This window comes from Kistimonas scapharcae (assembly GCF_039540975.1).
Lineage (GTDB): Bacteria > Pseudomonadota > Gammaproteobacteria > Pseudomonadales > Endozoicomonadaceae > Kistimonas > Kistimonas scapharcae.
Map to the genome: position 1 here is coordinate 1 of NZ_BAABFL010000089.1, position 24,665 is coordinate 24,665.

Consider the following 24,665-nt stretch of genomic DNA (forward strand, 5'->3'; position numbering starts at 1 on the left):
AAAGGGGTGTTTGTTTGCAGAACCTCTTCCCCGTTTGCCGCCATGTTTTTCACCACCCCAGTAGGCATCATCCAGTTGCACATGCCCCTGCAGAGGACGGCTGTCATCCCGTTCTTTCATGACTTGCATGAGCTTGTGCTTCAGGCGCCACGCGGCGTTATAAGAGACGCCAAGCTGCCTCGAAAGCTCCATGGCTGATATGCCATTCTTGGTTTGAGTCATTAAAAACATGCCCAGAAACCAGATGGTGAAGGGCAGCTTGCTGGCTTCCAGAATGGTACCGCTAGTCAGTGATGTTTGATGGTGGCAACGGTTACATTGGTAGAGTTCGCGGGTTTTCAGGGTGCAATACTCCCGGCAACAACACAGAGGGCATTCAAATCCGTTCGGCCAGCGCCATTTGAAAAACTGATCGCGGCATTGCCCTTCCTGACCGTATCGCTGAAAGAATTCCACAAGGCTCATGCCTTTCTGAAACTGGATTTTGTTCCTGGCCATGACACGTCTCCTAACCCAAGGAAAACCAGTGTCGTAAGTTTAGACGGGAGAATGGCTTATGTTAGGTGGTAATCAGGAAATTCCTATGCCATCAAGCACCATCAGAGGAGCTGGGATAGATAGTGCTTTTTGGGGTTCTTCCATGTTTTTTCTCCTGATTATCCTAGTGTTATTCTTATATTTAGATGTTAGCAGTTTTCATTTCTTCTGTGATGAATGAGTTTTTTGAGTATGTTATTAAATTTTAATAGGAGATATTTGTATGAAGATTGCAGGGGTTCTTCTCTTTTATTAATGCTTTTTTAAGTTATTCTGCTTCGGTGATAGTGATCGGTTTTGTCGTAGCTTTTATATATATTTCAGTGGGAGTGCTTTCTTTAATTCGTTCGTCGATTAATTTTATTTGATGATCAATTAATATAGATATCCGTTTAACGACAAGGTCAACATGATTTCCGAGGCTGTCTCTTATGGATGTAAGTATTTCTTCGGTCATGGGTTGGATGTTTTCTTCACCGATGCCTACTGCCAGATCTACAAGATCTTGGCGAAAGGGGGTTAGCCTTTCTTTTAATGTACACAGTTGGCTCAATGCTTCATGAATTTCTTCTTCTGGATTGTGGTATGCAGGTAGAGTATAGGCACTGAAGCGTAAGTACTCAAAAACTCCTGTGCAGACCACATGGCAGCCAGCATGAGGCGTATTCGATAATATTTGCCAGTCTCGGAATTNTTTAAAACACAAACAAGAAAACCAATAAAAAGAATGCATATTAATTTTATAACTTTTCAGCAATATTATTTAGCGTAGGCAGTATTGTTGGACGACCCAGTATATACTCTCTCCATAATCAAACCGACATAGATGATTAATCATTGAGTTATAACAGAGATCATCACAGACAAGAGAGGTAGCTATGGATTTAAGCCAGAAGGTCGTTCTGATCACAGGAGCCGCACGTGGGCTGGGACGAAATATAGCCGCCACATTAGCCTCCGCCGGATGCAGGCTGGCACTGGCGGATCTTGACAAAGATGGCCTTATCGAAACGCAACGGCTATGCACTGACGCCGGCAGCGACAACGCCAAACACTATATTGCTAACGTTGCCCGGGAAGCCGACGTCATTAACGTGATGGAAGCTATCCGAACCGACTTCGGCAGTCTGGACGTATTGGTGAACAACGCAGGCATTCTCAGGGATGGCCTGCTGGTGAAAGTCAAAGACGGCAACATTGTCGACAAACTTTCCCTTGCACAGTGGCAATCAGTTATCGACGTGAACCTGACCGGTGTTTTTCTCTGTGGCCGGGAAGCGGCAGCACAGATGATTGAACAGGGTACCGGCGGTGTGATTATCAACATCTCCAGCATCGCCCGGGCCGGTAACTTTGGCCAGACCAACTATGCCGCCGCCAAGGCGGGCGTGGTCGCCATGACCGTCAGCTGGGCAAGGGAACTGGCCCGTTACGGGATCCGCAGCGCCGCCATTGCCCCCGGCATGATTGAGACAGAGATGACCGCCGCCATGAAGCCTGAAGCCCAGGCCAAGATGACCTCCGTCATCCCTATGCAGAGGATGGGGCAACCGGAAGAGATCGCCAACACCGTCCGCTTCATTCTTGAGAATGATTACATCAACGGACGGGTCATCGAAGTCGATGGCGGCCTGCGGATCTAGCCCCGCTTACCAGCCATACCCCAGGCCAAAACTGAAACTGTGATCAGACCGGTAGGACTCCTCTGCCGGTTTGTTGTCATAGTCGAAGTCCAGCTGAAGGTTGAACCAGAGATTATCGGTAATCGATAAACGCAGGCCTGTGGTGGTATCCAGCAACCACTGCTTTTTGCCTCCCAGTCGACGGAACAGCACCCAGTCATGGTGGAAGCTGAGGTTATCCCAGAGTTTCTGGGAATAATTCACCCCCCAGCGCAACGCCATATGCTGTTCATTGCTGTCATTGGGGTAATTTTCCCAAAGGCTGTTCAAGGCGATGTCCATCTTGAGGGCGCCATCCGGACGATCCCAGAACTGGTAACCCATACCGCCACCGCCGGCGACGGTTTCCCGGGGGCTTTCACTGTTGTCGTACTGCCAGAGGCTGTTCCCCAGCAAATACCAGTGCTCATCCATAAACCGGTTATAGTCGTAACTGATTTTGAATTCCCGGTCGTTGGTCTGCCCGTCTTCCCGGCTGTAATAGGTTTTCCAGTTAATGATATTTCGGTTCACACGATCCTGGATATTCAGCTGGCCACTGGTTCGAAACTCATCTTCGTCACCCCGTTCGGTATCAAAGCCAACATTTAAATGGCCGCTGAACAACCACTGCTCCTCACCCGGATCATTGTTCAGGAGACGCGCCAGCTTCTGTTTATCGTCCAGTTCCGTTTCATTGCCCTGGTTATCGAGCATCCAGGTCTTGCCGCCTTTCTGGTCAAATTTCATCAACCTAAAAGTATTCTGTCCTTTCATCCGCACCCACAGCAACTGCTCCGTTTCTAGTGCCCGCACATAACGCAGGTCCACCTGAACCGTGCCACCCCAGGGCGTGGTGAAATGCAGCTTGCCGTCAGTCATTTCCTTGACCTCGCCGCGAATAATGTCGTTATTCGTCAGCCACAACGTATCCGCAGAAACCGGCAGTGCCGCTAACAACGCACAGCATGACAACCATCGTAATAATCGGAAGAACATAGAATCGCTATCTACAGACAGAACCATTAAGCCTATTGGGGACGCAACATTATCAGGGTATAAGCCTGCTGCATAAAAAAGAATTTACCGTCTCTCTACGGAGGCATGCCCTTCATACTGCCCGGACATCTCATCATCTGACGGTTCAACTTGGCAATGCGGCCACTGAAACCGATAATGCGGGTAAGACATTGTTTGGTTAACCGAGACTGTATTTCTTGATGATCCTGAACCGACACCAGCAGATCTGGCTGGTTGTCAGCAAAATCCCCCATGGCCATGTCGCTACCTATGGTCAGGTGGCCGAGCTAGCCGGACTACCGCGCCAGGCCCGTGCCGTCGGCAGCATTCTCAGCCAGCTGCCCCGGGGCTCAGACCTGCCCTGGCATCGCGTCATCAACAGCAGGGGAGAACTGTCTTTCCCGCTGGACAGCAACAAATACCAGGAACAGAAGTCACGCCTTGAACAGGAAGGCATTCAGTTCACCGGGGAAAAAATATCTCTGACCACCTACGGCTGGAATGGCGTGGATTAACACGCCACGTTCCGACGATCTATGCTCTTACTCAGACTGCCTGCGTTCCAGTCGGATAATCCAACTGACTAATGCCAGCACCGGCAACCCCATGACCGCCGTCACGATGAAAAAGGTCTGGTAGCCCAAGGCATCCACCATTGTACCGGAGTAACCGGCCAGGATCTTGGGTAACAAGGTCATCAGGGAACTGAACACGGCATACTGCATGGCAGTGAACGCCCGGTTCGTCAGCCCGGATAAATAGGCGACAAATGCCGCCGTTGCCACACCACCGCTGAGGTTATCGGCGGCAATCACCACCGCCAGCAACATCGACTGAGGCGCCATACCCGCGATCAGGGCAAATAGCAGGTTAGTGATAGCAGCCAGAAGTGCACCCACCCACAGCATTCTCAACACACCAAAACGGATGGCCAGAACACCACCGACAAAGCCACCGGCAATGGTCATCAATAAGCCAAAGGTCTTGGTAATATTCGCGATCTGATCCTTGGTGTAGCCCATATCGCTGTAAAACACGTTCGCGACGGCGCCCATCACAATGTCGGCAATGCGGTAACTGCCCACCAGCGCCAGAATAAACAACGCCGTTTTACCGTAGCGGGTGAAGAAATCCGTAAACGGCGCAATATAGGTTTCACGCACCATGTGCCGGGACACCAGCTGCATGCCGATCAGCAGCCTGGCAGCCAGCAAGGCAATAACAACACTGATAACAATACGCACGGCTTCCAACAGAAATCCGCTCAAGGGACCTGCGTCTATTGCACTTTTTGTTGCCGCAACAACGCTTGAAAATAGTACGAAGTTGCCAACAAAGACGCCCGCCGTTAAAACAAACAGCCCCAAAAAGCGCAGATAATCTTGTGTGTTATAGACACCGGAGAGGCTACCGTCCTGGTTCGTCTTCGGCTCAGGTATCAGCAACGTCGTCAGGATGCCCACACCCATCATGCCTGCCATGCAAACATAGGCCATCGACCAGGCCATGTAGCTATATCCACCATCGGCACCGGCAAAGGCACTGGCCAATTTCAGCGTACCGGCTCCCGCCACCAGCATTCCGATCCGGTAGCCTGCCATGTAACTGGAAGACATCATGGCCTGCAGATTATTGTCTGCCGCCTCAATCCGGTAGGCGTCAATCACAATATCTTGGGTTGCTGACGAGAAACCCAGCATAACCGCACCAATCGCCGTCAACGCCAGGTTGTGAAGCGGATCATTCCCAGCCATAAACAGCAGTGCGCCGACAATCGCGACCTGCGCCAGCAGCAACCAGCCTCGACGACGCCCCAGCCATCGGGTAAGAAAAGGCAAAGGCAGGCGATCCACCAACGGCGCCCAGACAAACTTGAACGAATACGCGAGTGCCGCCCAACTGAAGTACGTCACCGTCGACCGGGACACTTCCGCTTCCCGCAACCAGATAGAGAGAGAACTGAAAATCAGCAGCAACGGCAACCCGGCAGAAAAACCGAGAAAAAGCATGCTGATGACACGGGGATGAAAACAACTGCGAATGGCTTCACGCCATGAGCGGGTCTGTTCCGGTGTCCTGTCGGACATTGGGTTTGCGGCTTGTTCGGACACGGGAACCATCCAGCTGGATCAGGTTTATTGTCATTGAAACGAGGGAAGTCCGACGCCAGCCCCAGTAATCAGGCAATACAGGCGCCGTTTATTCATGTGCGATCATCACGGGATGATCAATGCATCTCAGTCACGGAAGTTATCATATTGCAGCGGCATTTCCAGCTTGGCTTCCCGTAGCATGCCGATGACTTCCTGCAGGTCGTCCCGCTTCTTGCCTGTGACACGTACTTTCTCACCCTGAATGGCCGCCTGAACTTTCATCTTGGCTTCCTTGATCATCTTGGTGATTTTTTTGCTGAGTTCCTTGTCCAGCCCCTGGCGGATGATCACTTCCTGCTTGACCTGCTTGCCGGAACCGTAATGATCCTTCACCTCAAGGCACTTGATATCAATATCCCGCTTGTGCATTTTCACCTGCAGGATTTCCAACATCTGCTTGAGCTGGAAATCCGCATCGGCAGTCATGGTAATGGTTGTGTCGTTCCGTTCAAACGATGCATTAATACCACGGAAATCAAAGCGTGTGGACAATTCACGGTTGGCCTGGTCCACCGCGTTGCTGAGTTCATGCATATCCACTTCAGACACAATATCGAATGACGGCATTCGCCTGTCTCCCTTTGTCGATTCAATGGCACGATTCTAGCCTAAAGGGCCGCCCTGCCCAATGGCCGGTTATACCGTACAAAGCGTACGATATAACACCGTCATTCCAGCCGAAAGCCCACTTTCAGTGTGACCTGGTAATGTGCCACCTTGCCATTTTCAATATGACCGCGGGTTTCGACCACCTCAAACCAGTCCATATGTTTCAGGGTTTGTGATGCCCTGGCGATCGCATTACGGATGGCATCGTCAGTACCGGTTTCGGAACTGCCGACAATTTCCACCTTTTTATACACATGTGCACTCATGACGTTTCAACCTCGCCGGTTTCAGGACGTATCGCCTGAGTATAGTAAGGTCGCCCATGATCACATCGGCGGATAAAAACTGCCGGTCACCATACACTGCGGCAGTATCAGCCCCAGCAAGATCACTGGCAATGCAATGGCAGCATGTCAGGTCAGTGGCTCACTGACCTGGCGCTTTGCGAGTGAATTTATAGAACAGGTTGGGCTCACTGATCAGGTAGAGATTCCCGGCATCATCCATGGTAATGCCTTCCGCCTGGGGCACATCCTCATTCAAACCATGCCAGCCATGGGACAGCTCAAGAAAACTGACGGGATGCCCCTGCTCATCCACTTCCTTCAATAGCTGAGATTCATCACTCAACACCAGCAAGTGGCGGGTCTTGGGATCAAAGTGCAAACCGGACAGATCATCACTGAAGGCTTTGGCTCCTTCGCTGAGTGCCTCCGATTTCTCAACACGCATGGTTGCCGGCTGTTTATCGCCCACTAAACCATGAATTTTATAGAGTCGCATGGGATCCCGTTCACGAACCACAAAGATGCCATTATCCTTCGGATCCCAGGCCAACCCTTCGAAACCTTTGTTATCCCCAGCTTCCATATCCAGTGTAAAACTCGGGCAGTCTTCACGGACAATCACCTGGGTTTCAGGCGTAACGGTTACCTTGATCAAACTCTGATGCCGTTCATCGGCAATCACAAAGTGATGACCACCCACCCAGACAATCGCCTCAACATCTTCGAAACCTTCCAGAGGAATCCGCCTGATAACATCGCCGTCAAGGGATAGTTCAATGATCTGATTGGGGCCATTGAGTACCATGAACAATGTTTTCGTCAATGGATCCCAGGTCACACCGGATGCATTATTATTGATACCGGCAAGTTCCTTTGCCTCGGTGGCAACCTGGTAATCCGGCAACCAGATGGCATCCTTCCGGACAGTCTCCGGGGTTGTCTTGGTCAGGTACCAGTCATAAAGGCGGTCGTCGACATCCAACTGCACAACAGCAAAAACACCCAGCAGTATGAGCGCCAGTAAAATCAGGTTCTTCTTTGTCAGGAAAGCGTTCAAGATACAACTCACATACAACAGAAATAGGCTTAACAACTATAGACAACAGACAACCGTCAGGCGTTATAGTTCACGCGGATATAAAATTTCTTTCATGCTGCCGTTACCATAGAACGACAGATGACGTTTTAACCATGGAGTACTGCATGGCTGATCACTGGACTATTCTCGGCGCAGGCGCCATTGGATGCCTCTGGGCAGCCAGTCTCAGGGAAAGCGGGAAGCCGTGCATGCTGATTCTACGGGAGCAACGCCTGCGGGAAATAGCCGGAAAATCCACACAGCTAAAGCCAGAGCTTGAGCTGGTTGATAACCATCGTCGTCAATTATTCGATATTGCCATCGCAGACAAACACCATATTGATTCTCCCATAAAACGTTTGATTGTGGCGACAAAGGCTCGCGATACGTTGCAGGCTGTCCGCGATATTGTCCCCCACCTTGCCAAAGACGCCGTTGTGTTACTGCTTCAAAATGGCATGGGCAGTCAGGACGCCGTCAACGCACTGCTGGAAGGCCATAATGTCTGGGCCGGCACAACCACTGACGGAGCCTGGAAAGCCGCAGAGAATCAGGAAAACCCGGCAAGATGGACAGTACACCATGCCGGACACGGACAAACCTGGATCGGTCCACTCAATGCATCTACAGCCCCTTTCTCTGAAACACCGCTGTCCGAGTTAACATCAATCAGCCGTTTGACGATTCACCCCTGCGACAACATACAGGAACGTCTCTGGTTGAAGCTTGCCATCAACAGCGCCATCAATGGTCTGACGGCCGTTTATCTGTGCCGAAACGGGGAATTACTCTCCTGCCCGAATCGCTGGCAACAGGTGAACGCCCTGTGCGAAGAGACAACCCGCCTGATGACGCGACTGAAAATCCACTGTGATATCAACCTGCAGGAACAAACCCGGGAAGTGCTCCAACGCACCGCCAATAACTATTCCTCCACATTTCAGGATGTCAGCCATGGACGCCTGACCGAGTTGCCATTCATTAACGGTTTTCTGCTTGACCAGGCCAGACAAATCGGGATGGAACTACCTTCCCATCACGCCCTGATGGAACAGTTGAAGCAACAAGGTATTCATTAAACATTGGACAGGTTTTAATCAGCGGGTTCCCATGCGGACAAAGAGCGGTGTAACCTAGCACTGATATCCGATTGGCAACCAGGCATCAGGCACCATGTCCGGACTGAATGACTACCTCTCGCGACTGCCTATCAGCCGCAAGCTGATACTGGTCATGGTCAGCGTCGTACTGGCGGTGGCCCTGATTGCCAGTACCACACTCATTCTTTCCGCCTACCTGGTCTCCCGCAACAATTTTGTGCCTGCCAGTGTTCAGGCGGTGACCCGAATCCTCTCGGAAGAACCGGTCCTTAACACCCTGTTGAAAAGCCCGGAAAAAGCCGCCGAAGTACTGGACGCCGCCAGTGAATATTCACTGATCAACAGTATCGCCCTGTATGATTCGAATGGCCGCCTGTACGCCACCCATGACCTGAAAGGCCAGCCCCACAACATTCCGAATACGGCGCCCGAACAGATCGAGAATGAAACACAGCATATCGCCCGCGTAGACCTCGCCGACGGCGGAACGGTGACCTTTTACATTGAAACTGATCCGTCACTACCCATGGATTTCTACGCCGGGATGACCATCGCCGTATTGATCATTCTCGTCTTTATTTTCCTGTTAACCAGTGCCGCTGCCCGCCTGGTGCGCCGTTACATAACCCAACCGGTCCTGCACCTCATCAGGATTGCCAATACCGTCTCCATTGAAGAGAACTACGGCGTCCGTGCACAGAAGTTCTACCACGATGAAGTCGGTATCCTGGCACAGGCGTTTAATACCATGCTCAGCCGAATAGAAGCGCGGGACCAACTGCTCACCAGCGCACGGGACAAGGCGGAACAGGCCAGTATGAAAGCCCAGGCGCTGGCCATCGAAACCCATATGACCAACAAGAAGCTGGAGCTTGAGGTCAAGGTTCGTAAGCGGGCGGAGCACAAGCTGACCAGTTTCCAGAATTACCTCAACAATATCATCGACTCCATGCCATCGGCCCTGATTGCCGTCGACGAACAGTTGCTGGTTGCCCAATGCAACAAGGCCGCAACCCAACTGGCAGATATGGAACATGATGCCGCCCTCGGCCTGCCGCTGGGCACATTCATGCCCTTTTTGGCCAACTGCCTGCCCAAGGTTCAACAGGCGCTGGATCTGCAAACCTCACAACTGGTGGAAAAGCTGCCGCTGATGCTGGCTGACGGGGAGAATTACCTGGATCTTGTCATTTACCCGCTAAGCGGTGATGACAATGATGGCGCCGTTATCCGCATCGATAACATCACCCGACGGCTACAACTGGAAGAGATGATGGTGCAGACAGAGAAAATGATGTCTGTCGGAGGGTTGGCCGCCGGTATGGCGCATGAAATCAACAATCCACTGGGCGCCATCATTCAAGGCGTACAGAATATCCGACGACGCATATCTTCAACGTTGCCCGCCAACCAGAAAGAGGCCGACGCACTGGGCTTGCCGCTGGAAATACTCAATGCTTACCTGGAAAACCGCGAAATCACCCGTTTTCTCGACAATATCAACAGTGCCGGCATGCGGGCATCAAAGATCGTCTCCAATATGCTCCAGTTCAGTCGTCGTGGCAGCAAAACACTGACACCGACCAACCTGTCAGAAATTATTGAACGTACCATTGAGATTGCCAGTTCAGATTTTGACCTGAAGAAAGGTTTCGATTTCATGAGCATCAGCCTGGAGCAGGATCTGGACGAGCGGTTAACAGCCGTGCCCTGTATCACCGATGAAATCCAGCAGGTCTTATTGAACCTGCTCAAGAATGCGGCCCAGGCCATCAACGCCCGTACCGAAGCCAACTGGCAGGGCAAGATTGTCATCCGAACCCGCAAGCAGGGTAACCACGCCCTGATCACGGTCAGCGATAATGGCGCAGGCATGGACGAAGACACCCGCAAACGCATTTTCGAGCCTTTCTTTACCACCAAGGACATCGGTGCCGGCACAGGTCTTGGGCTGTCCGTGTCTTATTTCATTATTACCAACAACCACAAGGGCGCTATGAGCGTCATATCCACCCCAGGCATTGGCACAGAATTCACCATTACCCTGAATCTGCAGCAGTCCCGGCTGTCTGAAAAACCGCATATGCCCACGATTATTGAGGCAGCCCTGCCTTAATCGCTCATTCTTAAACTCAGCAATGCTGCCAGCCAATAGTCTGCGCCCGACACTCTCGCTATAATCACGCCTCAGCCGGAGACAGGTATAGCATGAGTAGCAGCCCCGAATTCCAGACATCACAAGCGCTCCAGGAAGCCATCACCCTGAATGTCCGCAATGCACTGGCCGAAGATATTGGCACTGGCGATATCACCGCCGGCCTGATCCCTCCTTCAGCCATTGCCAGCGCCCGGGTTATCAGCCGGGAAGCCGCAGTTATCTGTGGGCGTGATTGGGTGAATGAGGTGTTTCAGCAGGTCGACCCTCGCATTGAGGTGGAATGGTTGGTTAGCGATGGCGAACAGGTCAATGCCGATAAAACTCTGTTCAATCTGCACGGCCCTGCCCGCTCACTGCTGACAGCGGAGCGCTGCGCACTCAATTTCCTGCAACTGCTTTCCGGTACGGCAACCACCTGTCGACACTATGCGGACCTGGTCGAGGGAACCGGCGTCCGATTACTGGATACCCGAAAAACCATCCCGGGACTGCGGCTGGCTCAGAAATATGCTGTGACCTGCGGCGGCTGCCATAACCATCGCATCGGGCTGTACGACGCCTTTCTGATCAAGGAAAACCATATCACCGCCTGTGGCGGTATTGCCCAGGCGATTGGCGCCGCCAGACAGCAGGCTCCCGGAAAACCGGTGGAAGTTGAGGTGGAAAGCCTCATGGAACTGGAGCAGGCCCTGGCCGGTAGCGCGGATATCATCATGCTGGATAACTTTACCCTGCCGGATCTGCGCCAGGCCGTAACGATTACCGTCGGTCAAGCAAAACTCGAAGCCTCTGGTGGTGTCACAGAAACCACCTTGCGCGCTATTGCAGAAACCGGCGTCGACTATATTTCAATCGGTGTCTTAACCAAGGATTGCCGGGCGGTTGATCTGTCCATGCGCATTACCGGTTAACAGCACCAGGGAACGTTTTTATGAGCACAATTCTTGTGACCGGCGGCGCCGGTTATATTGGCAGCCACACCTGCGTCGAATTGCTGGAAAAGGGCTATGACGTTCTGGTTCTCGACAACCTGTGTAACAGCAGTGCTGAATCCCTGCGACGGGTTGAACAGATTACCGGAAAGTCAGTGCGTTTTGTCGAAGGCGATATCCGAGATCGTCCGCTTCTGGACAAGTTGTTCCAGAACAACACCATCAGCTCTGTGATTCACTTTGCCGGCCTGAAGGCAGTGGGTGAATCCTGCGAAATGCCACTGGCTTATTATGACAACAATGTCAGCGGAACCATTACCCTGTGCCAGTCGATGGCAGATAACGGTGTAAGAAACCTGGTATTCAGCTCATCAGCAACAGTGTATGGCGATCCTGCCAGTTTGCCCATTACTGAAGACTTCCCACTGTCAGCCACCAATCCCTACGGACGCTCCAAGCTGATCATTGAGGAAATCCTCACAGACCTGCATAAAGCGGACGGTAACTGGAACATCGCGCTACTCCGTTACTTTAATCCCGTAGGCGCGCATCCGTCAGGACTGATCGGTGAAGACCCCAATGGCATTCCCAACAACCTGATGCCTTTTGTCGCCCAGGTCGCCATCGGCAAGCGGGAAAAACTGCACGTGTTCGGCAATGATTACCCTACACCTGACGGCACAGGTGTCCGTGATTATATCCATGTGAAGGATCTGGCCCGCGGTCATGTCTGCGCCATCCATCGTCTGCAGGAAAACTGTGGCGTTCAGGTCTGGAACCTCGGCGTTGGTCAGGGTCACAGCGTGCTGGAAATGGTGAACGCCTTTGAGCAGGCATCGGATCGACCGGTGCCTTATGACATCGTAGCCCGTCGCCCGGGTGACATCGCCGCCTGCTACGCGGATCCCACCAAGGCGCGCCAGGAACTGGGCTGGGCTGCCGAAAAATCACTGGACGATATGGTCAACGATGCCTGGCGCTGGCAGTCACAAAACCCTGATGGTTATCACAGCTAACGGGTTGATTCTGGCGTTATCCTGCCGATATCCCTGCCTGATACAGGTGGGGATACACCATGAGAAAACCTGTCTTATCCGCCTTCCTGCTTTTATTTTGCATCGAGAACACTTTCGGGGATATTTGTGGTTCTCTTTCATCCGGGCAGCTGTCTGCGGAACTGCAATCACTGGACGAAACAATCCGGCATCATGATCGGCTTTATTTTCAGGCACACCAGCCAGAAATATCCGATGCCGAATATGATGCACTGGTAGAACGTCGAAAGGCCTTGAACGAATGCCAGCCCTCTCTGGCGGAGGCATTGCCATCAAAAAGCCCCCCCTCTGGCAATATCCGCCATATCCACCCTATGACCAGTCTCCAAAAAGGCAAAGACAAACCAGAAATTCAGCGATTTATCGAAGCCATAAACCACCTTGGCAGCCCGGTGCAACTTCAGCCCAAAGTCGATGGTGTAGCGGCTGAACTGGTCTATCAGGATGGTCGATTAGTACAGGCATCCACCCGGGGCGATGGCGAATGGGGTGAGGATATCCTGCCAGTGATTCGAAAAATCCCCCATATTCCTACAAAGCTAGATACTACGGAGCAGGTCGTCCTGCATGGAGAGGTGTTCGCCCGTCTTGATTTAATCAAAGGTCAGCTCTCAAACTATGTCAGCGCCCGACACTTTACTGCCGCCATGCTGCAAAGGGATCAACCTGAACCAAACAATTTGGCGGTGCTCGACTTTTTCCCCTGGCGCTGGATTCAACATCATTGGGAAAGCGACAGCCAAAGCCATCAACAATTGGCAGACTGGGGTTTCTTCAAACTATCGGAATATTCCTGGGTGTTATCGGATATCAGCCAGGCTGATGCGTTGCGAGAACAATTGCATCAATCACAGGCAGGTATGCCTTTCCTTATGGATGGCATTGTCATAAAAACCGATCGCATGTCTGTTCGTACAGAGCTTGGTGAAAATGCTTCCGAGCCACACTGGGCCATGGCTTGGAAGTTTCCCGCTGATCACGCGGTGACGACTATCAAGAACATGACCTTCACCATCGGCAGAACCGGAAAAATCACCGCCATCCTGCAACTGGAACCAAGCTTGCTGGCCGGCATAACCATCAAACAGGTACCCGTTGGCAGCATTAAGCGATTACGTGCATTAAACATCGCGCCAGGGGATATGGTAAGCATTACACTCAAAGGCAATGCCATTCCCATACTAAATAAGATTGTTCATCGTTCTAATGAGCGTACTTCCGTTAACCTGCCTGACGAATCCCGCCACACCCCCTTCACCTGCCTTCGTTACAGTAAAATCTGCCACCAGCAGTTTCTGTCCCGCATCGAGTGGTTGCTGGGTAAGCAAGGGCTTAATATTTCTGTGCTGGGTATTCCCCTGCTGAATGAACTGACAACCAATGGCGCTATCCATGAAATCGCCGACGTTCTGACATTAACCCCTTCCAAGATCACAACATACAGCGCAGTCAATCCGTCAAAAGCCACACGCCTTCATCAATTAATGACTGAAGCGCCTAAGCCAGCTTTTGAACGTCAGTTAGTGGCTCTCAGCATTCCGGGTATTGGCAGGCAGAGAGCCCGTCAGCTGGTGACCTATTTCAACACCTGGGATCAGCTCACTGGTGCATCTGCAGTCGATATTGCCAACCAGACATCGCTCGGAAAGCAGCAGGCAGAAAAGATCAAATACTACCTGTCGATTGAGGAAATTCAGACAGTAATTCGCTGGCTCAAGCAATCGACCAGGGAATCCAGGCATCAACTTCAACTATCTCGTTGAAGTGACTGGCGTACCACCAGATGCTGCAACATTTGAAGGTAATCCTGTACCTGTTTTTCCGGCGCAAACTGAAACCAACCCTGCCCTATTCCCTTCAGTAACCTGAATGCAGCGTCTGCATCTTCCCGCTCGATACGTTTCGCCTTGACGACATGCGCCTGTAAATACCCGGGATTCAGGGTAACGGCCTTTTCCCAGGCTTGCTCAAAGGTTTCTGCATCCTCAGGTAAAGGGATGTCATTCGCCTCTGCATAATCAATCAGCTGCGCTGCAATCAAATGATTTCGCGCTTTAAACGGCGCATCCTCACGCAGCATTTTCACCATTATCCATATCTGCCTGAAAATCCGATGCTGTACCTGCCGATCATGACTTTGCGCCATCGCCACCTTGAGTCGATTCATCAAATCAATCGTCGCCACCTGATTGCTGGGCGACAGCATCAAAATCACAGCATTCGCCGAGAGATCCCCACGGAGTTTAGCAACCCACAGGGGGCGCTCCCTTGTGCTATCAAACAGATACTGTGCTGTAGCGGATAAAGTGAACTGCGCGGTAATAAACAACAATGCAAAACCACCACACCAATTATAAAACTTCGGAATTTCATGCCACTGTGGCGGTTTTAAATAGCCTTCTTGCCAGGCTATACGACATATCAGGGCAAACACCATCCCCATTGCCAGATTCAGCCAGAGAACATAAACAATAAAGTTGGCTGCTGCATGCAAAAATAGCATCAAATTACAGGATAAGAGGATACCTAACGCAAAACCGGAACAACCGCCTTTCGCGCCCCGTAACAACACTTTGAGCAATAACCAGAGATGGAGCCCCAGCCATAAACAAAATAGCGACAGCAATACAATGCCGCCCTCAACCAGAAGCTCAATATAATCATTATGAACATGATTCCCCCCCGTCATCAGTTCCGTGCGTACCGATGGGTAAAGATCATGAAACGTACCCAAACCATTTCCCAGCCAGGGCGCATCAGGAAGCAGGTGCAAAGATGCTTGCCAGATTGGCAGGCGACCATTCAGTGTGACTAAGTCACCGTAATAACGCGCAGGAGAATCAAGATTTAACAGTGTTGGAAGTATCGTTATTACTGCCCAGGCAATGAAACTGATGAGACAATACGTCTTCAGTAACCGCGCATGACCAGCCCCTGTCACTGCTTTGAGAATTAGCAGACCTGCAACACCTGTACCCCACGCAATCAGCCCCCCCCGCGAATCGGTAGCAAACAGGGTAAGCAATAGTAAGAGCTGCCCTAGCCAAAAACAGGCCGTCGAGGCTTTTCCTGGACCACAGTTATCATGACGGGTTGAAGAAACCCAGTAATACAACCCAACAAAACTGGCAACATACATCACAGCCGAGAGAACATTGGGATCGGAAAAAAGGCTGGTTACACGTGTCAGGGTCAGCCAATATTCCACCTGTCCTAACAGGGCAGCACAGAGAGCAGATAGACTGATTGAAAACAGGACGGTTTTATCGCATTCCCTGTGACTTAAGAGAAAAAAGCACCATACAGCAGCTGACAATCGCCATGCAGTGACCTCAGAAGCATCAGGATTACCGCTCCAGAAAGAAGAAAAAAACAGTAATAGCAGCGAGAAAAAACAAACACCATGCAACAGAGAAACAGGGCATTGTGCTACACGTAGTCCACGCAACAACATGGCAACAAAAACAAGAACGACAGGCAGCAACCAATCAACAGGGTAACCATGAAAGAACAAGGCACACCCCATTATTATCAAAAAAAGCAGTTTTTCAGTATGACTGGAAATAATTCGAAGCAGGTCCATAGCTAACAGAGTATTCACGAACACCCATGCCTTTGCCTATTCTTTATAAACAATTACAGCTATAGAAAATCCACATAAATTAAGAAAGGCCACTCACCGAAACCAAATACAACACTTCCACCAAACAGCAAGCCCGTGCCCTTTACAAGGGCACGGACTTAGGTCAGGTTTAAGGAGCACCACCTGAGGTAGTAGTAGACGAAGTTGTAGACGAGCCACCACCACGACAGTTAGCAGGCAAGTACTTTGAATTAATGGAGCTACCATTACCTCCGCATTGCCATGTAATTGCACCACTGGTTGCCGCAGCCTTGAGCACTAATGTTGGGCTACCGCTGTCAACCTTGGTGTTATAGGTGATGGTAATCGTGTCATTACTGACAACTACACCTGTAACCGCATTACCTGCCAAACTGGCATCCAAGCCTGCACTGGCGTTATTCAGCGGCCATGTGCCCTCAGTCGCATAGTATTCAGATATGGCTGCCTTAACACCGGAAGCAAGGTTCAAACCTTCTGAAACGTGAGCACGCTTGGTGTAATCCTGATAAGCAGGAATCGCTACTGCAGAAAGAATACCGATGATTGCCACAACAATCATCAATTCGATCAGGGTAAAACCCTGCTGTTTCACATCCTTATCTAGTCTCATTGTATTTCTCCCTGAAATTCCGTTTTCAGATTTAGCTCGCCTAATAAATTCGGCAAGAAACGAGCCAATTACAAGCTTAATCTCGTATTATTATTTCGCCATTCACATTTATTACTTTAATAAACAAAAAAACCAAGATAAACACAAAAACAATTAAAAAAATCCACAAATATAGCGAATAGTAATTAAAAATATTCAGCAACAACAATCCGCCTCAGCTTCTATGGTTAAAGAATACAGATTCAAGGACGAAAACTGTGAGAACACTGAATAAAGGGACCATTATTGCTATCCGTGTGACACTTTACGTCAGCCTCATAGCGTTTGGGCTGCTCTTTAGTATTGGCCTGATTAAGTCCAATTACGAAAATTTCGCCGTTGCCATCCTGCAACAGACCGAACCTCCCCATGAAGGTAGCTATTCCGTGATCAGCCCTTGGGCATGGCTTTATCGAACGGATAACAACAGCGCCTACCTTCAGGATATGGTGAACGCACACCTGGGAAGCTATCAGGAACATGAATTATTAAGCTGGACGATTGATCATGACAAACTTCTCAATGGTAATTTCCCCATGGAGTTCCTCTTCCGAGTCAAACACAGTAATGGAGAGTCCCTTGAGCGCTTTTCGATCGCCGGTTATTTCAACCCGAAAGTGTCCTTCCAGCATGTGCATATCAATGAATGAGGTTTTGATGCGTCATTTCACTTAAAACAAAAAACTGACCTTCTATTCATCTGACCGGGCAATCAGCTGTTCCCCCTCGCCATAAAACTGAGACAATCGTTTGATACGCGGCCGACCACAAGCCAAACGGTGGCGATTGGTATCCCGTAAGCTGTAGACACAGCCACAGTACTCCTGCTGATAAAAATGCTCCTGTTTGGACAGCTCAATCATACGCTGCGAGCCCCCCTGCTTACGCCAGTTCATCGTCCAGTACTCTACCCCCCTGTAACGACCAGCCGCCCGCTCGCCACTGGTATTGATTTGAGCCATATTTTTCCAGCGGGATATGCCCAGCGTACTGGATATCAGTGGGATACGATGCTCATGCGCATACAGTGCCGTCCGTTCAAACCGCATATCAAAGCACACGGTACAACGCTCCCCTCGCTCCGGCTCATCCTCCAAGCCCTTCACGCGCTCAAACCAAACATCGGTATCATAATCCACATCAACAAACGGTATACCTAATTTGTCACAAAAGCGTTTATTCTCATTTTTACGCATTTCGTATTCTTCGAGTGGGTGAATATTGGGATTATAAAAAAAGACCGTCTGGCAAATACCCGAAGCCTCTATGGCCATTATGACCTCTCCTGCACAGGGGGCACAGCAGGAATGTAGTAATATAGTCTCCGCCGAACCGGGTGCTGACAATACCGGGCGTTTATAGCGAGCTAACGAATAGATATTTGAAGCAGACATAGGTTGGCAGTTACCACTCAAAAAAATGTTAATCAAGCATGGCCTACCTTCAACATTCCTCTAAATCAATTCCTTCTTAAAGCCAACCCTTGATAGTTCTGCAGCCTATACATAACCAGTCATTGTGTATAGCCCGCCGTAAACCTCCCTTTGTTAGTGCCTTGTCACAGATTCATTGACAGGACAGATGACCAATCGCGACCTTACCTTTATAGTTAAGGGATATACGGACAGCGAACAAGAATACTGCCGTCAGACAATAAACATGCAAGAGTTCCCCAGCATATGGCAGATATACAACTGACAGGCCTTGCCCGTCGCCTTGTTACTGACAACCTTCTGAATGAAGAAACAGCGGCCAACGCTGTCGAAGCAGCACGCAAGGATAAGCTGCCGCTGATCACTTACCTGGTTCAGGAAAACCTGGTCAATGCCAATACGCTGGCACTGATCAATGCCGAAATGTTCGGCATGCCCCTGTTTAACATTGACGCCCTCGATTTCAACCAGGCGCCACGGGAACTTATCCCCGAAAAGCTGTTACGCCAGCATAATGCTTTACCTCTCTTCAAGCGCGGAACACGCCTGTTCATCGCGGTATCAGACCCGACCAATGAAAAAGCCGTTGAAGAATTTCGGTTCAATACCGGCCTGAATGTCGAAGCCATCCTGATCCCCCAGGATCAACTGGCACTGGGCATAGAAAAAATCCTGGACGGTCCAGACAGTGCGCTGGATGATCTGGACGATGACCTTGACGACCTTGATACAGAAGACGGCGCCCCCAAAGAGGAAGAAATTACCAGTGGCGATGGTGCTGATGAAGCGCCAGTCGTTCGCTTCGTCAATAAAATGCTACTGACCGCAATCAAGAAAGGCGCCTCGGATCTACACTTCGAGCCTTATGAGAAAGCCTACCGGGTGCGATTCCGGATTGACGGGGTTCTGCAGGAAATAGCCAGACCACCCATTGGACTATCCCCCAAGATCTCGTCCCGCCTGAAGATCATGTCATCCATGGATATCTCAGAACGGCGTAAACCCCAGGATGGTCGGATAAAACTCAAACTCTCGAAAACCAAGGCGATCGACTTCCGGGTGAACACCCTGCCGACCCTGTGGGGCGAGAAAATCGTACTGCGGATACTGGATCCTTCCAGCGCCCAGATGGGGATCGATATGCTGGGTTATGAACCCGAGCAGAAAGACATGTACATGACTGCCCTGCATAAACCCCAGGGGATGATTCTGGTCACAGGTCCTACAGGCTCCGGTAAGACCGTATCGCTTTATACCGGTCTTAATATTCTCAACACTGTGGAAAGAAACATCTCCACCGCTGAGGACCCGGTGGAAATCAACCTCGAAGGGATCAACCAGGTCAACGTCAACCCGAAACAGGGGATGGACTTCGCCCAGGCTCTGCGCGCCTTCCTCCGGCAGGATCCCGATATCATCATGGTCGGGGAGATCCGGGACCTTGAAACGGCCAATATCGCTATCAAGGCTGCACAAACTGGGCACATGGTACTGTCAACACTGCACACCAACAGTGCCGCTGAAACCCTGACCCGTCTGCAAAACATGGGCGTTCCGTCTTTCAATATTGCCACCTCTGTTAACCTGATCATCGCCCAGCGTCTGGCGCGGCGCCTGTGCTCCTGTAAGCAGAAGGCCGATATCCCCAAAGCCACATTGCTGAAAGAAGGTTTCACCGAAGAACAGCTGGATGGCGCCGTCATCTACAACCACAAACCCTCGGGGTGTGAGAAGTGCAACAAAGGCTATAAGGGACGGGTGGGGATTTATGAAGTCGTTTATATCACCCCTGGCATGCAGTCCATCATCATGGAAGAGGGTAATTCACTGCAGATTAACGAGCAGGCCCAGCAGGAAGGGTTTAACAGCCTCCGCCAGTCAGGTCTGGTCAAAGTCTTACAGGGTGTCACAACCCTCGAAGAGGTGAACCGGGTAACACAGGATTAAGTTGCCCTGAAAACGATTCTGGCCGGAAAATCTGTCCACACAGGCGCTCCGGCCCCTACAATACCCCCTCTTTTGTTTCCCGGTACTGTTTGTTATCCATGAAAATCTATCTTGTTGGCGGTGCTGTACGCGACAGACTGTTAGGACTACCCGTCAAGGATTGTGACTGGGTTGTGGTCGGCAGCTCTCCTTCAGCTATGAAAGCACAGGGATTCCGCCCCGTAGGCAAGGATTTTCCCGTCTTTATCCACCCCAAAACCGGTGAAGAGTACGCGCTGGCCAGGACAGAACGGAAATCCGGACACGGCTATGCCGGCTTCACCTTCCATACGTCACCGGATGTCACCCTGGAAGAAGACCTGCTCCGGCGGGATCTCACTATTAATGCCATGGCAGAAACGGATAATGGCGAACTGATCGACCCTTACCATGGTCATGAGGACCTGCAGAATCGCATCCTTCGCCATGTCTCACCCGCCTTCCGTGAGGATCCCCTGCGCATCCTCAGAACGGCACGTTTTGCCGCTCGCTATGCACCCTTCGGTTTTCAGATTGCAGATGAAACCACGGCACTGATGAAACTCATGGTGAGCTCTGGTGAAGTGAACTATCTGGTGGCGGAAAGGGTTTGGCAGGAAACCGTTCGTGCGCTGGCAGAACCTGCACCAGTCGTTTTCTTTGATGTTCTGAATGATTGTGGTGCCCTGTCAGCATTAATGCCAATGCTATTGCCAGGATTCAGTCATGACTCAGCGATTCCGCGAACCGCACTGGCACGGTCTGCCGAAAAACAGTCTGACACTGTATCCCGGTTTGTCTTCGCCGCTCTCCCATGGGCGGATCAGGCTCCTGCCACCAATGCTGCTGACCAACTGAAAACCTTCTGTGCAGACTTAAAGGTTCCGGTCGAGTATCGCGAGATGGCCATACTGGTCGCCAATCACCTTCCCACATGGCTGTCCATGACAAGCGCCTCTCCAGAATCCCTGCTAACGCTTCTGGAAAAAACCGATGTATTCAGACGGGAAGCGCGTTTTCAGCAATTCCTCTCTATCTGCGAATTACTGGCTCATACCGTTAACGCCAACCATCAGCAAAGAAACTGGTTGGAAACCGCAGTACTTGCCTGCAAAACCGTCGATATACAGCCCCTGGTCAAGCAGGGACATAAAGGACAGGCATTAGCCGCGGCTATTCGTCAGGAGCGCCTGTCAGCCATTGCTGCTGCGCTGGCGTCCTGATGCCACTATCGGAGACATCTGTACAGGAGATAGTCCAAAGCTTCGTCCATCCTGCAGGAACAAGCTGACTCGATCTTCCATCGGTGACGAAGAAAAGGTTTCTGCCCACGCTGCGTCCTTTTTCTCCATAAGGTCCAACGCTTCATCGGCTAACGCCAAAAAGAATGGTTCGTTAACAAACTCTGATGCATCAACCAGGCTATCTTTGCCATCCCATAGCGCAAGAATATCCATGTCCGCAACACAGGCTCTGCGATGTTCCATCGGGTTAGCATGATCACGTCCCAGCAACTTTTCCTGCTGCTTGGTCCATGCTTTTAGCTCCCGACCGTTCATCGAAGTCTGTATGCCAACTACAACATTCAGAAAGTCATCCGCATTCTCGACACCGACGGGATGGGTTCGGGTGACTGAACTGATCCAGAGCTGACCAAATCGTTCCGACAACGCCGACACCATGGCAGCAATATGCTGCTCAGGGTCAACGTTACTGCCTAATCCCAGTAATGCGTACTGTGTCACTCAGAATCCTTGTCAACCGGCCAGTTGATGCCCATCTGCTCTCTGGTCCGGAAACATTCAACGGAAGGAATCGCATCCCGCAGGGCGTGGGGTTTTCGAATCACCAGTTTCACGGATTGTACGGCAAACTCCGTAAAAATCAGTTTCAGTATGCCGCCACACAAGGCTTCCAGCAGGTGAAAACGACTCGCTTGGCAGTACTGCTTTACTCGCCGGCTGAGTGTGGCGTAGTCCAGTGCATCCGGCAGGTCATCGGAAACAAAGGCGTCTGAAAAATCGGTGCCCAGTTCCAGGTCTATCTGCAGAGGCTGGGGCTCTTCATGTTCCCAGTGATAAAAACCGATAATGGTTTCTACATACAGGTTTTCAATCCGGACCTTATCCACGGCTTATCGGCTCCCATCAGTCACAGGGGTGAGGGTTTCAAGCGGCCATCTTGGCATGGGGCGGATACCCGGGGCATCCCGCTCACCGGCCAGCAGTCGCTGACAACCGGCATAGGCAATCATGGCGCCATTGTCGGTACAGAAGGCCGGACGTGCATAGTATAACGCTGCGTTTTCCCCAGCGGCCATTTCGCCCAGCTTTTCACGAAGACGTTTGTTCGCGCTGACACCACCGGCAATGACCAGACGCTTCATCCCGCTTTCACGCAGGGCGCGACGACATTTGATTGTCAGGGTATCCACAACGGCATCTTCAAAAGCCCGGGCGATATCGGCACGGGTCTGCTCATCAATCTGACCATCAACGGTGTGCTGCTGTACGGTATTCAGGGTAAAGGTTTTCAGGCCACTGAAACTGAAATCCAGCCCCGGACGGTCTGTCATCGGACGAGGGAAGCGAAATCGACCGGAAACACCCTGCTCCGCCAGTGCCGCAACCCGGGGACCACCAGGATAATCCAGCCCCAGCATCATCGCTGTTTTATCAAATGCTTCACCGGCGGCATCATCAACAGACTCCCCCAGCAGTTTGTACTGACCAATGCCCTCAACGGATACCAGCTGGGTGTGGCCGCCGGAAACCAACAGCGCTACGAAGGGAAATTCCGGTGGAGCTTCTTCCAGCATCGGTGCCAGCAGATGGCCTTCCATATGGTGTACCCCTATAACGGGAACATCCCAGGTAAAGGCGATGGACTTGGCAATGGCTGAACCCACCATCAATGCTCCAATCAGGCCTGGCCCCCGGGTATAGGCAATCGCATCGATCTCTTCACGACTGACTTCCGCCTGCGCCATGACGTCACGAATCAACGGCAACACACGTCGGATATGGTCACGGGAAGCCAGTTCAGGCACTACACCACCATACTCCGTGTGCATATCCACCTGGCTGTAGAGGGCATCGCCCAGCAGGCCGGCTTCACTGTCGTAAATGGCAATACCGGTTTCGTCACAGGAGGATTCAATCCCGAGGACTTTCATGTGCATCGTATTCCTGGTCAAGTCAGGCTGGGAATAATAAAGGATGCCTGCATCAGGGCAAGCGTCATTACCCGCAGGCCTGCATGGATTGTCAGTGCCAATACGGAAACTATTCCCGAATCCGCCGGTCTACAGGGTAAGCGTATTCGGTACAACACGGCCCTGTAGTGCGTGATCAGGCGTTCCTCTTGACAAATACTATGCTTGACCGCTATAGCAATCACTCATTACAATTCGCCGCTTTCATTATGTACGGCTACTATTGGCTCTGTACCTATGTGGAAATAAACTGCCGGAAACGGCATCCCATTACTTGATATTTTAAGGAAGGTGAGGCCTGCATGCCTGCTGTCAAAGTTAAAGAGAATGAACCTTTTGACGTTGCCCTGCGTCGTTTCAAGCGGTCCTGTGAAAAAGCCGGTGTTCTGTCCGAAGTGCGTCGTCGTGAGCACTACGAGAAGCCGACCACAGTTCGCAAACGCAAGGCAGCTGCAGCAGTCAAGCGGCATCTGAAAAAAGTGCAGCGCGAAAATCGCCGTCGCGAGCGTCTGTACTAATCAGTTGATCGACTGATACGACCGGCTGTGGCATTTCGTCGTTTGACCCGGCGCCTTGAATAGGGGTAAGGCCGTCCCCATATAGCGGGCACAGTACTTTATTTATTCAAGGCCGGAGAGATCCATGACTGACAGCACTTTGAAGAGCCGTCTGACTGACGCAATGAAAGACGCCATGCGCGCCAAGGATAAAGACCGTCTCGGTGTTATCCGGATGGCGCTGGCGGAATTCAAACGTGTGGAAGTGGATGAGCGCATTGAGGTGGATGACAGTCGAGGTCTGGCTCTGCTGGACAAGATGGTCAAACAACGGCGGGATGCCGCCAGCCAGTTTACTGACGCCGGCCGTCAGGAACTGGCTGACAAGGAAAACGCAGAAATCGTCGTTCTGCAGGATTTCCTCCCCAAACAACTCAGCGATGATGAAATCAACGCAATCATTGAAGCCGCCGTTACCGAAACGGGTGCAGCTTCGATGCAGGATATGGGGCGCCTGATGGGCGTTATCAAACCCAAGGTTCAAGGCGCCGCCGACATGGGCGTCGTCAGCAAGCTGATCAAGGCACGACTGTCTAACTAACGACCAGCCTGACCAGCACCAACCTGCATCCGTTGGGAATGGCGAAAGTGTGAAAACTTTCGCCAATGAAGCCCTCAACAGATTTCCAACC

At 51.3% G+C, this 24,665-nt stretch carries 25 protein-coding genes; 12 read left to right on the forward strand and 13 right to left on the reverse strand.

Annotation, left to right across the window (positions count from 1 at the left end):
- Window positions 1-498 (reverse strand): IS1595 family transposase (locus tag ABD892_RS05205; RefSeq protein WP_345194336.1); only part of this gene is annotated, 498 nt, incomplete at its 3' end.
- A 307-nt stretch (window positions 499-805) separates the two neighbouring features.
- Window positions 806-1,180, reverse strand: a complete 375-nt coding sequence (locus ABD892_RS05210) for a hypothetical protein (RefSeq protein ID WP_345194337.1) — start codon at window positions 1,178-1,180, stop codon at window positions 806-808.
- Between the two features lie 235 nt (window positions 1,181-1,415).
- Here ABD892_RS05210 and ABD892_RS05215 point away from each other — a divergent pair, with 235 nt between their 5' ends.
- The gene (locus tag ABD892_RS05215; protein ID WP_345194339.1) at window positions 1,416-2,180 is read left to right on the forward strand and encodes an SDR family oxidoreductase; all 765 of its coding nucleotides are present in this window, start codon (window positions 1,416-1,418) and stop codon (window positions 2,178-2,180) included.
- Window positions 2,181-2,186: 6 nt separating this feature from the next.
- Here ABD892_RS05215 and ABD892_RS05220 read toward each other — a convergent pair whose 3' ends face one another.
- Entirely contained in the window at window positions 2,187-3,224 is a 1,038-nt protein-coding gene (locus ABD892_RS05220) for a DUF481 domain-containing protein (protein ID WP_345194340.1), read from the reverse strand.
- Window positions 3,225-3,418: 194 nt separating this feature from the next.
- Here ABD892_RS05220 and ABD892_RS05225 point away from each other — a divergent pair, with 194 nt between their 5' ends.
- Window positions 3,419-3,733, forward strand: a complete 315-nt coding sequence (locus ABD892_RS05225; RefSeq protein ID WP_345194341.1) for an MGMT family protein — start codon at window positions 3,419-3,421, stop codon at window positions 3,731-3,733.
- A gap of 27 nt (window positions 3,734-3,760) precedes the next feature.
- Here ABD892_RS05225 and ABD892_RS05230 read toward each other — a convergent pair whose 3' ends face one another.
- From ABD892_RS05230 to ABD892_RS05245, 4 genes are all read right to left on the reverse strand, one after another.
- Window positions 3,761-5,329 (reverse strand): AmpG family muropeptide MFS transporter, encoded by a 1,569-nt coding sequence (locus tag ABD892_RS05230; protein WP_345194343.1) that lies wholly within the window; start codon window positions 5,327-5,329, stop codon window positions 3,761-3,763.
- A gap of 126 nt (window positions 5,330-5,455) precedes the next feature.
- Window positions 5,456-5,938 (reverse strand): YajQ family cyclic di-GMP-binding protein, encoded by a 483-nt coding sequence (locus ABD892_RS05235; protein WP_345194344.1) that lies wholly within the window; start codon window positions 5,936-5,938, stop codon window positions 5,456-5,458.
- 101 nt (window positions 5,939-6,039) lie between these two features.
- A complete protein-coding gene (locus ABD892_RS05240) occupies window positions 6,040-6,246 on the reverse strand; it encodes a dodecin (protein WP_345194345.1) in 207 nt (68 codons plus the stop codon).
- Window positions 6,247-6,406: 160 nt separating this feature from the next.
- Complete coding sequence (locus ABD892_RS05245) at window positions 6,407-7,324, reverse strand: SdiA-regulated domain-containing protein (RefSeq protein ID WP_345194346.1); 918 nt, start codon at window positions 7,322-7,324, stop codon at window positions 6,407-6,409.
- Window positions 7,325-7,470: 146 nt separating this feature from the next.
- Here ABD892_RS05245 and ABD892_RS05250 point away from each other — a divergent pair, with 146 nt between their 5' ends.
- The 5 genes from ABD892_RS05250 (at window position 7,471) to ABD892_RS05270 (ending at window position 14,353) form a co-directional block, all read left to right on the forward strand.
- Window positions 7,471-8,424, forward strand: coding sequence for a ketopantoate reductase family protein (locus ABD892_RS05250; RefSeq protein WP_345194347.1), 954 nt, complete (start codon window positions 7,471-7,473; stop codon window positions 8,422-8,424).
- A gap of 94 nt (window positions 8,425-8,518) precedes the next feature.
- Complete coding sequence (locus ABD892_RS05255; protein ID WP_345194349.1) at window positions 8,519-10,561, forward strand: ATP-binding protein; 2,043 nt, start codon at window positions 8,519-8,521, stop codon at window positions 10,559-10,561.
- A 92-nt stretch (window positions 10,562-10,653) separates the two neighbouring features.
- Window positions 10,654-11,514 (forward strand): carboxylating nicotinate-nucleotide diphosphorylase, encoded by an 861-nt coding sequence (gene nadC, locus ABD892_RS05260; protein WP_345194350.1) that lies wholly within the window; start codon window positions 10,654-10,656, stop codon window positions 11,512-11,514.
- A 20-nt stretch (window positions 11,515-11,534) separates the two neighbouring features.
- Complete coding sequence (gene galE / locus ABD892_RS05265) at window positions 11,535-12,551, forward strand: UDP-glucose 4-epimerase GalE (RefSeq protein ID WP_345194351.1); 1,017 nt, start codon at window positions 11,535-11,537, stop codon at window positions 12,549-12,551.
- A gap of 59 nt (window positions 12,552-12,610) precedes the next feature.
- Window positions 12,611-14,353, forward strand: a complete 1,743-nt coding sequence (locus ABD892_RS05270) for a helix-hairpin-helix domain-containing protein (protein WP_345194352.1) — start codon at window positions 12,611-12,613, stop codon at window positions 14,351-14,353.
- Here ABD892_RS05270 and ABD892_RS05275 read toward each other — a convergent pair.
- Window positions 14,338-15,615: an O-antigen ligase family protein gene (locus tag ABD892_RS05275; protein ID WP_345194353.1), complete on the reverse strand. Its 1,278-nt coding sequence runs from the start codon at window positions 15,613-15,615 to the stop codon at window positions 14,338-14,340. The two genes, ABD892_RS05270 and ABD892_RS05275, sit on opposite strands and share 16 nt — an antisense overlap.
- A 727-nt stretch (window positions 15,616-16,342) precedes the next feature.
- A complete protein-coding gene (locus ABD892_RS05280) occupies window positions 16,343-16,825 on the reverse strand; it encodes a pilin (protein WP_345194354.1) in 483 nt (160 codons plus the stop codon).
- A gap of 257 nt (window positions 16,826-17,082) precedes the next feature.
- Between ABD892_RS05280 and ABD892_RS05285 the strand changes: the two genes are divergently transcribed.
- Window positions 17,083-17,514: a hypothetical protein gene (locus ABD892_RS05285; RefSeq protein ID WP_345194355.1), complete on the forward strand. Its 432-nt coding sequence runs from the start codon at window positions 17,083-17,085 to the stop codon at window positions 17,512-17,514.
- A gap of 42 nt (window positions 17,515-17,556) precedes the next feature.
- Here ABD892_RS05285 and ABD892_RS05290 read toward each other — a convergent pair whose 3' ends face one another.
- A complete protein-coding gene (locus tag ABD892_RS05290; RefSeq protein ID WP_345194356.1) occupies window positions 17,557-18,258 on the reverse strand; it encodes an epoxyqueuosine reductase QueH in 702 nt (233 codons plus the stop codon).
- Window positions 18,259-18,543: 285 nt separating this feature from the next.
- Here ABD892_RS05290 and pilB point away from each other — a divergent pair, with 285 nt between their 5' ends.
- Complete coding sequence (pilB, locus tag ABD892_RS05295) at window positions 18,544-20,244, forward strand: type IV-A pilus assembly ATPase PilB (RefSeq protein ID WP_345194357.1); 1,701 nt, start codon at window positions 18,544-18,546, stop codon at window positions 20,242-20,244.
- A 98-nt stretch (window positions 20,245-20,342) separates the two neighbouring features.
- A complete protein-coding gene (locus ABD892_RS05300) occupies window positions 20,343-21,485 on the forward strand; it encodes a tRNA nucleotidyltransferase/poly(A) polymerase-related protein (protein ID WP_345194358.1) in 1,143 nt (380 codons plus the stop codon).
- On the opposite strand, the gene folK is transcribed toward ABD892_RS05300, so the two are convergent.
- From folK to tsaD, 3 genes are read right to left on the reverse strand one after another with little or no spacing between them, the layout of a single operon-like run.
- Window positions 21,456-22,007 (reverse strand): 2-amino-4-hydroxy-6-hydroxymethyldihydropteridine diphosphokinase, encoded by a 552-nt coding sequence (gene folK, locus ABD892_RS05305; RefSeq protein WP_345194359.1) that lies wholly within the window; start codon window positions 22,005-22,007, stop codon window positions 21,456-21,458. The two genes, ABD892_RS05300 and folK, sit on opposite strands and share 30 nt — an antisense overlap.
- Window positions 22,004-22,393: a dihydroneopterin aldolase gene (folB, locus tag ABD892_RS05310; protein ID WP_345194360.1), complete on the reverse strand. Its 390-nt coding sequence runs from the start codon at window positions 22,391-22,393 to the stop codon at window positions 22,004-22,006. Before folB ends, folK begins: the two co-directional genes overlap by 4 nt.
- A 3-nt stretch (window positions 22,394-22,396) precedes the next feature.
- The gene (tsaD, locus tag ABD892_RS05315) at window positions 22,397-23,437 is read right to left on the reverse strand and encodes a tRNA (adenosine(37)-N6)-threonylcarbamoyltransferase complex transferase subunit TsaD (protein WP_345194361.1); all 1,041 of its coding nucleotides are present in this window, start codon (window positions 23,435-23,437) and stop codon (window positions 22,397-22,399) included.
- A 341-nt stretch (window positions 23,438-23,778) separates the two neighbouring features.
- On the opposite strand from tsaD, the gene rpsU reads away from it, so the two are divergent.
- Together rpsU and ABD892_RS05325 are read left to right on the forward strand one after the other, a co-directional pair.
- On the forward strand, window positions 23,779-23,994 hold the full coding sequence (rpsU, locus tag ABD892_RS05320; protein WP_211827878.1) for a 30S ribosomal protein S21: 216 nt from the start codon (window positions 23,779-23,781) through the stop codon (window positions 23,992-23,994).
- A 124-nt stretch (window positions 23,995-24,118) separates the two neighbouring features.
- Window positions 24,119-24,574, forward strand: a complete 456-nt coding sequence (locus ABD892_RS05325; protein WP_345194362.1) for a GatB/YqeY domain-containing protein — start codon at window positions 24,119-24,121, stop codon at window positions 24,572-24,574.
- Window positions 24,575-24,665: the final 91 nt, after the last annotated feature.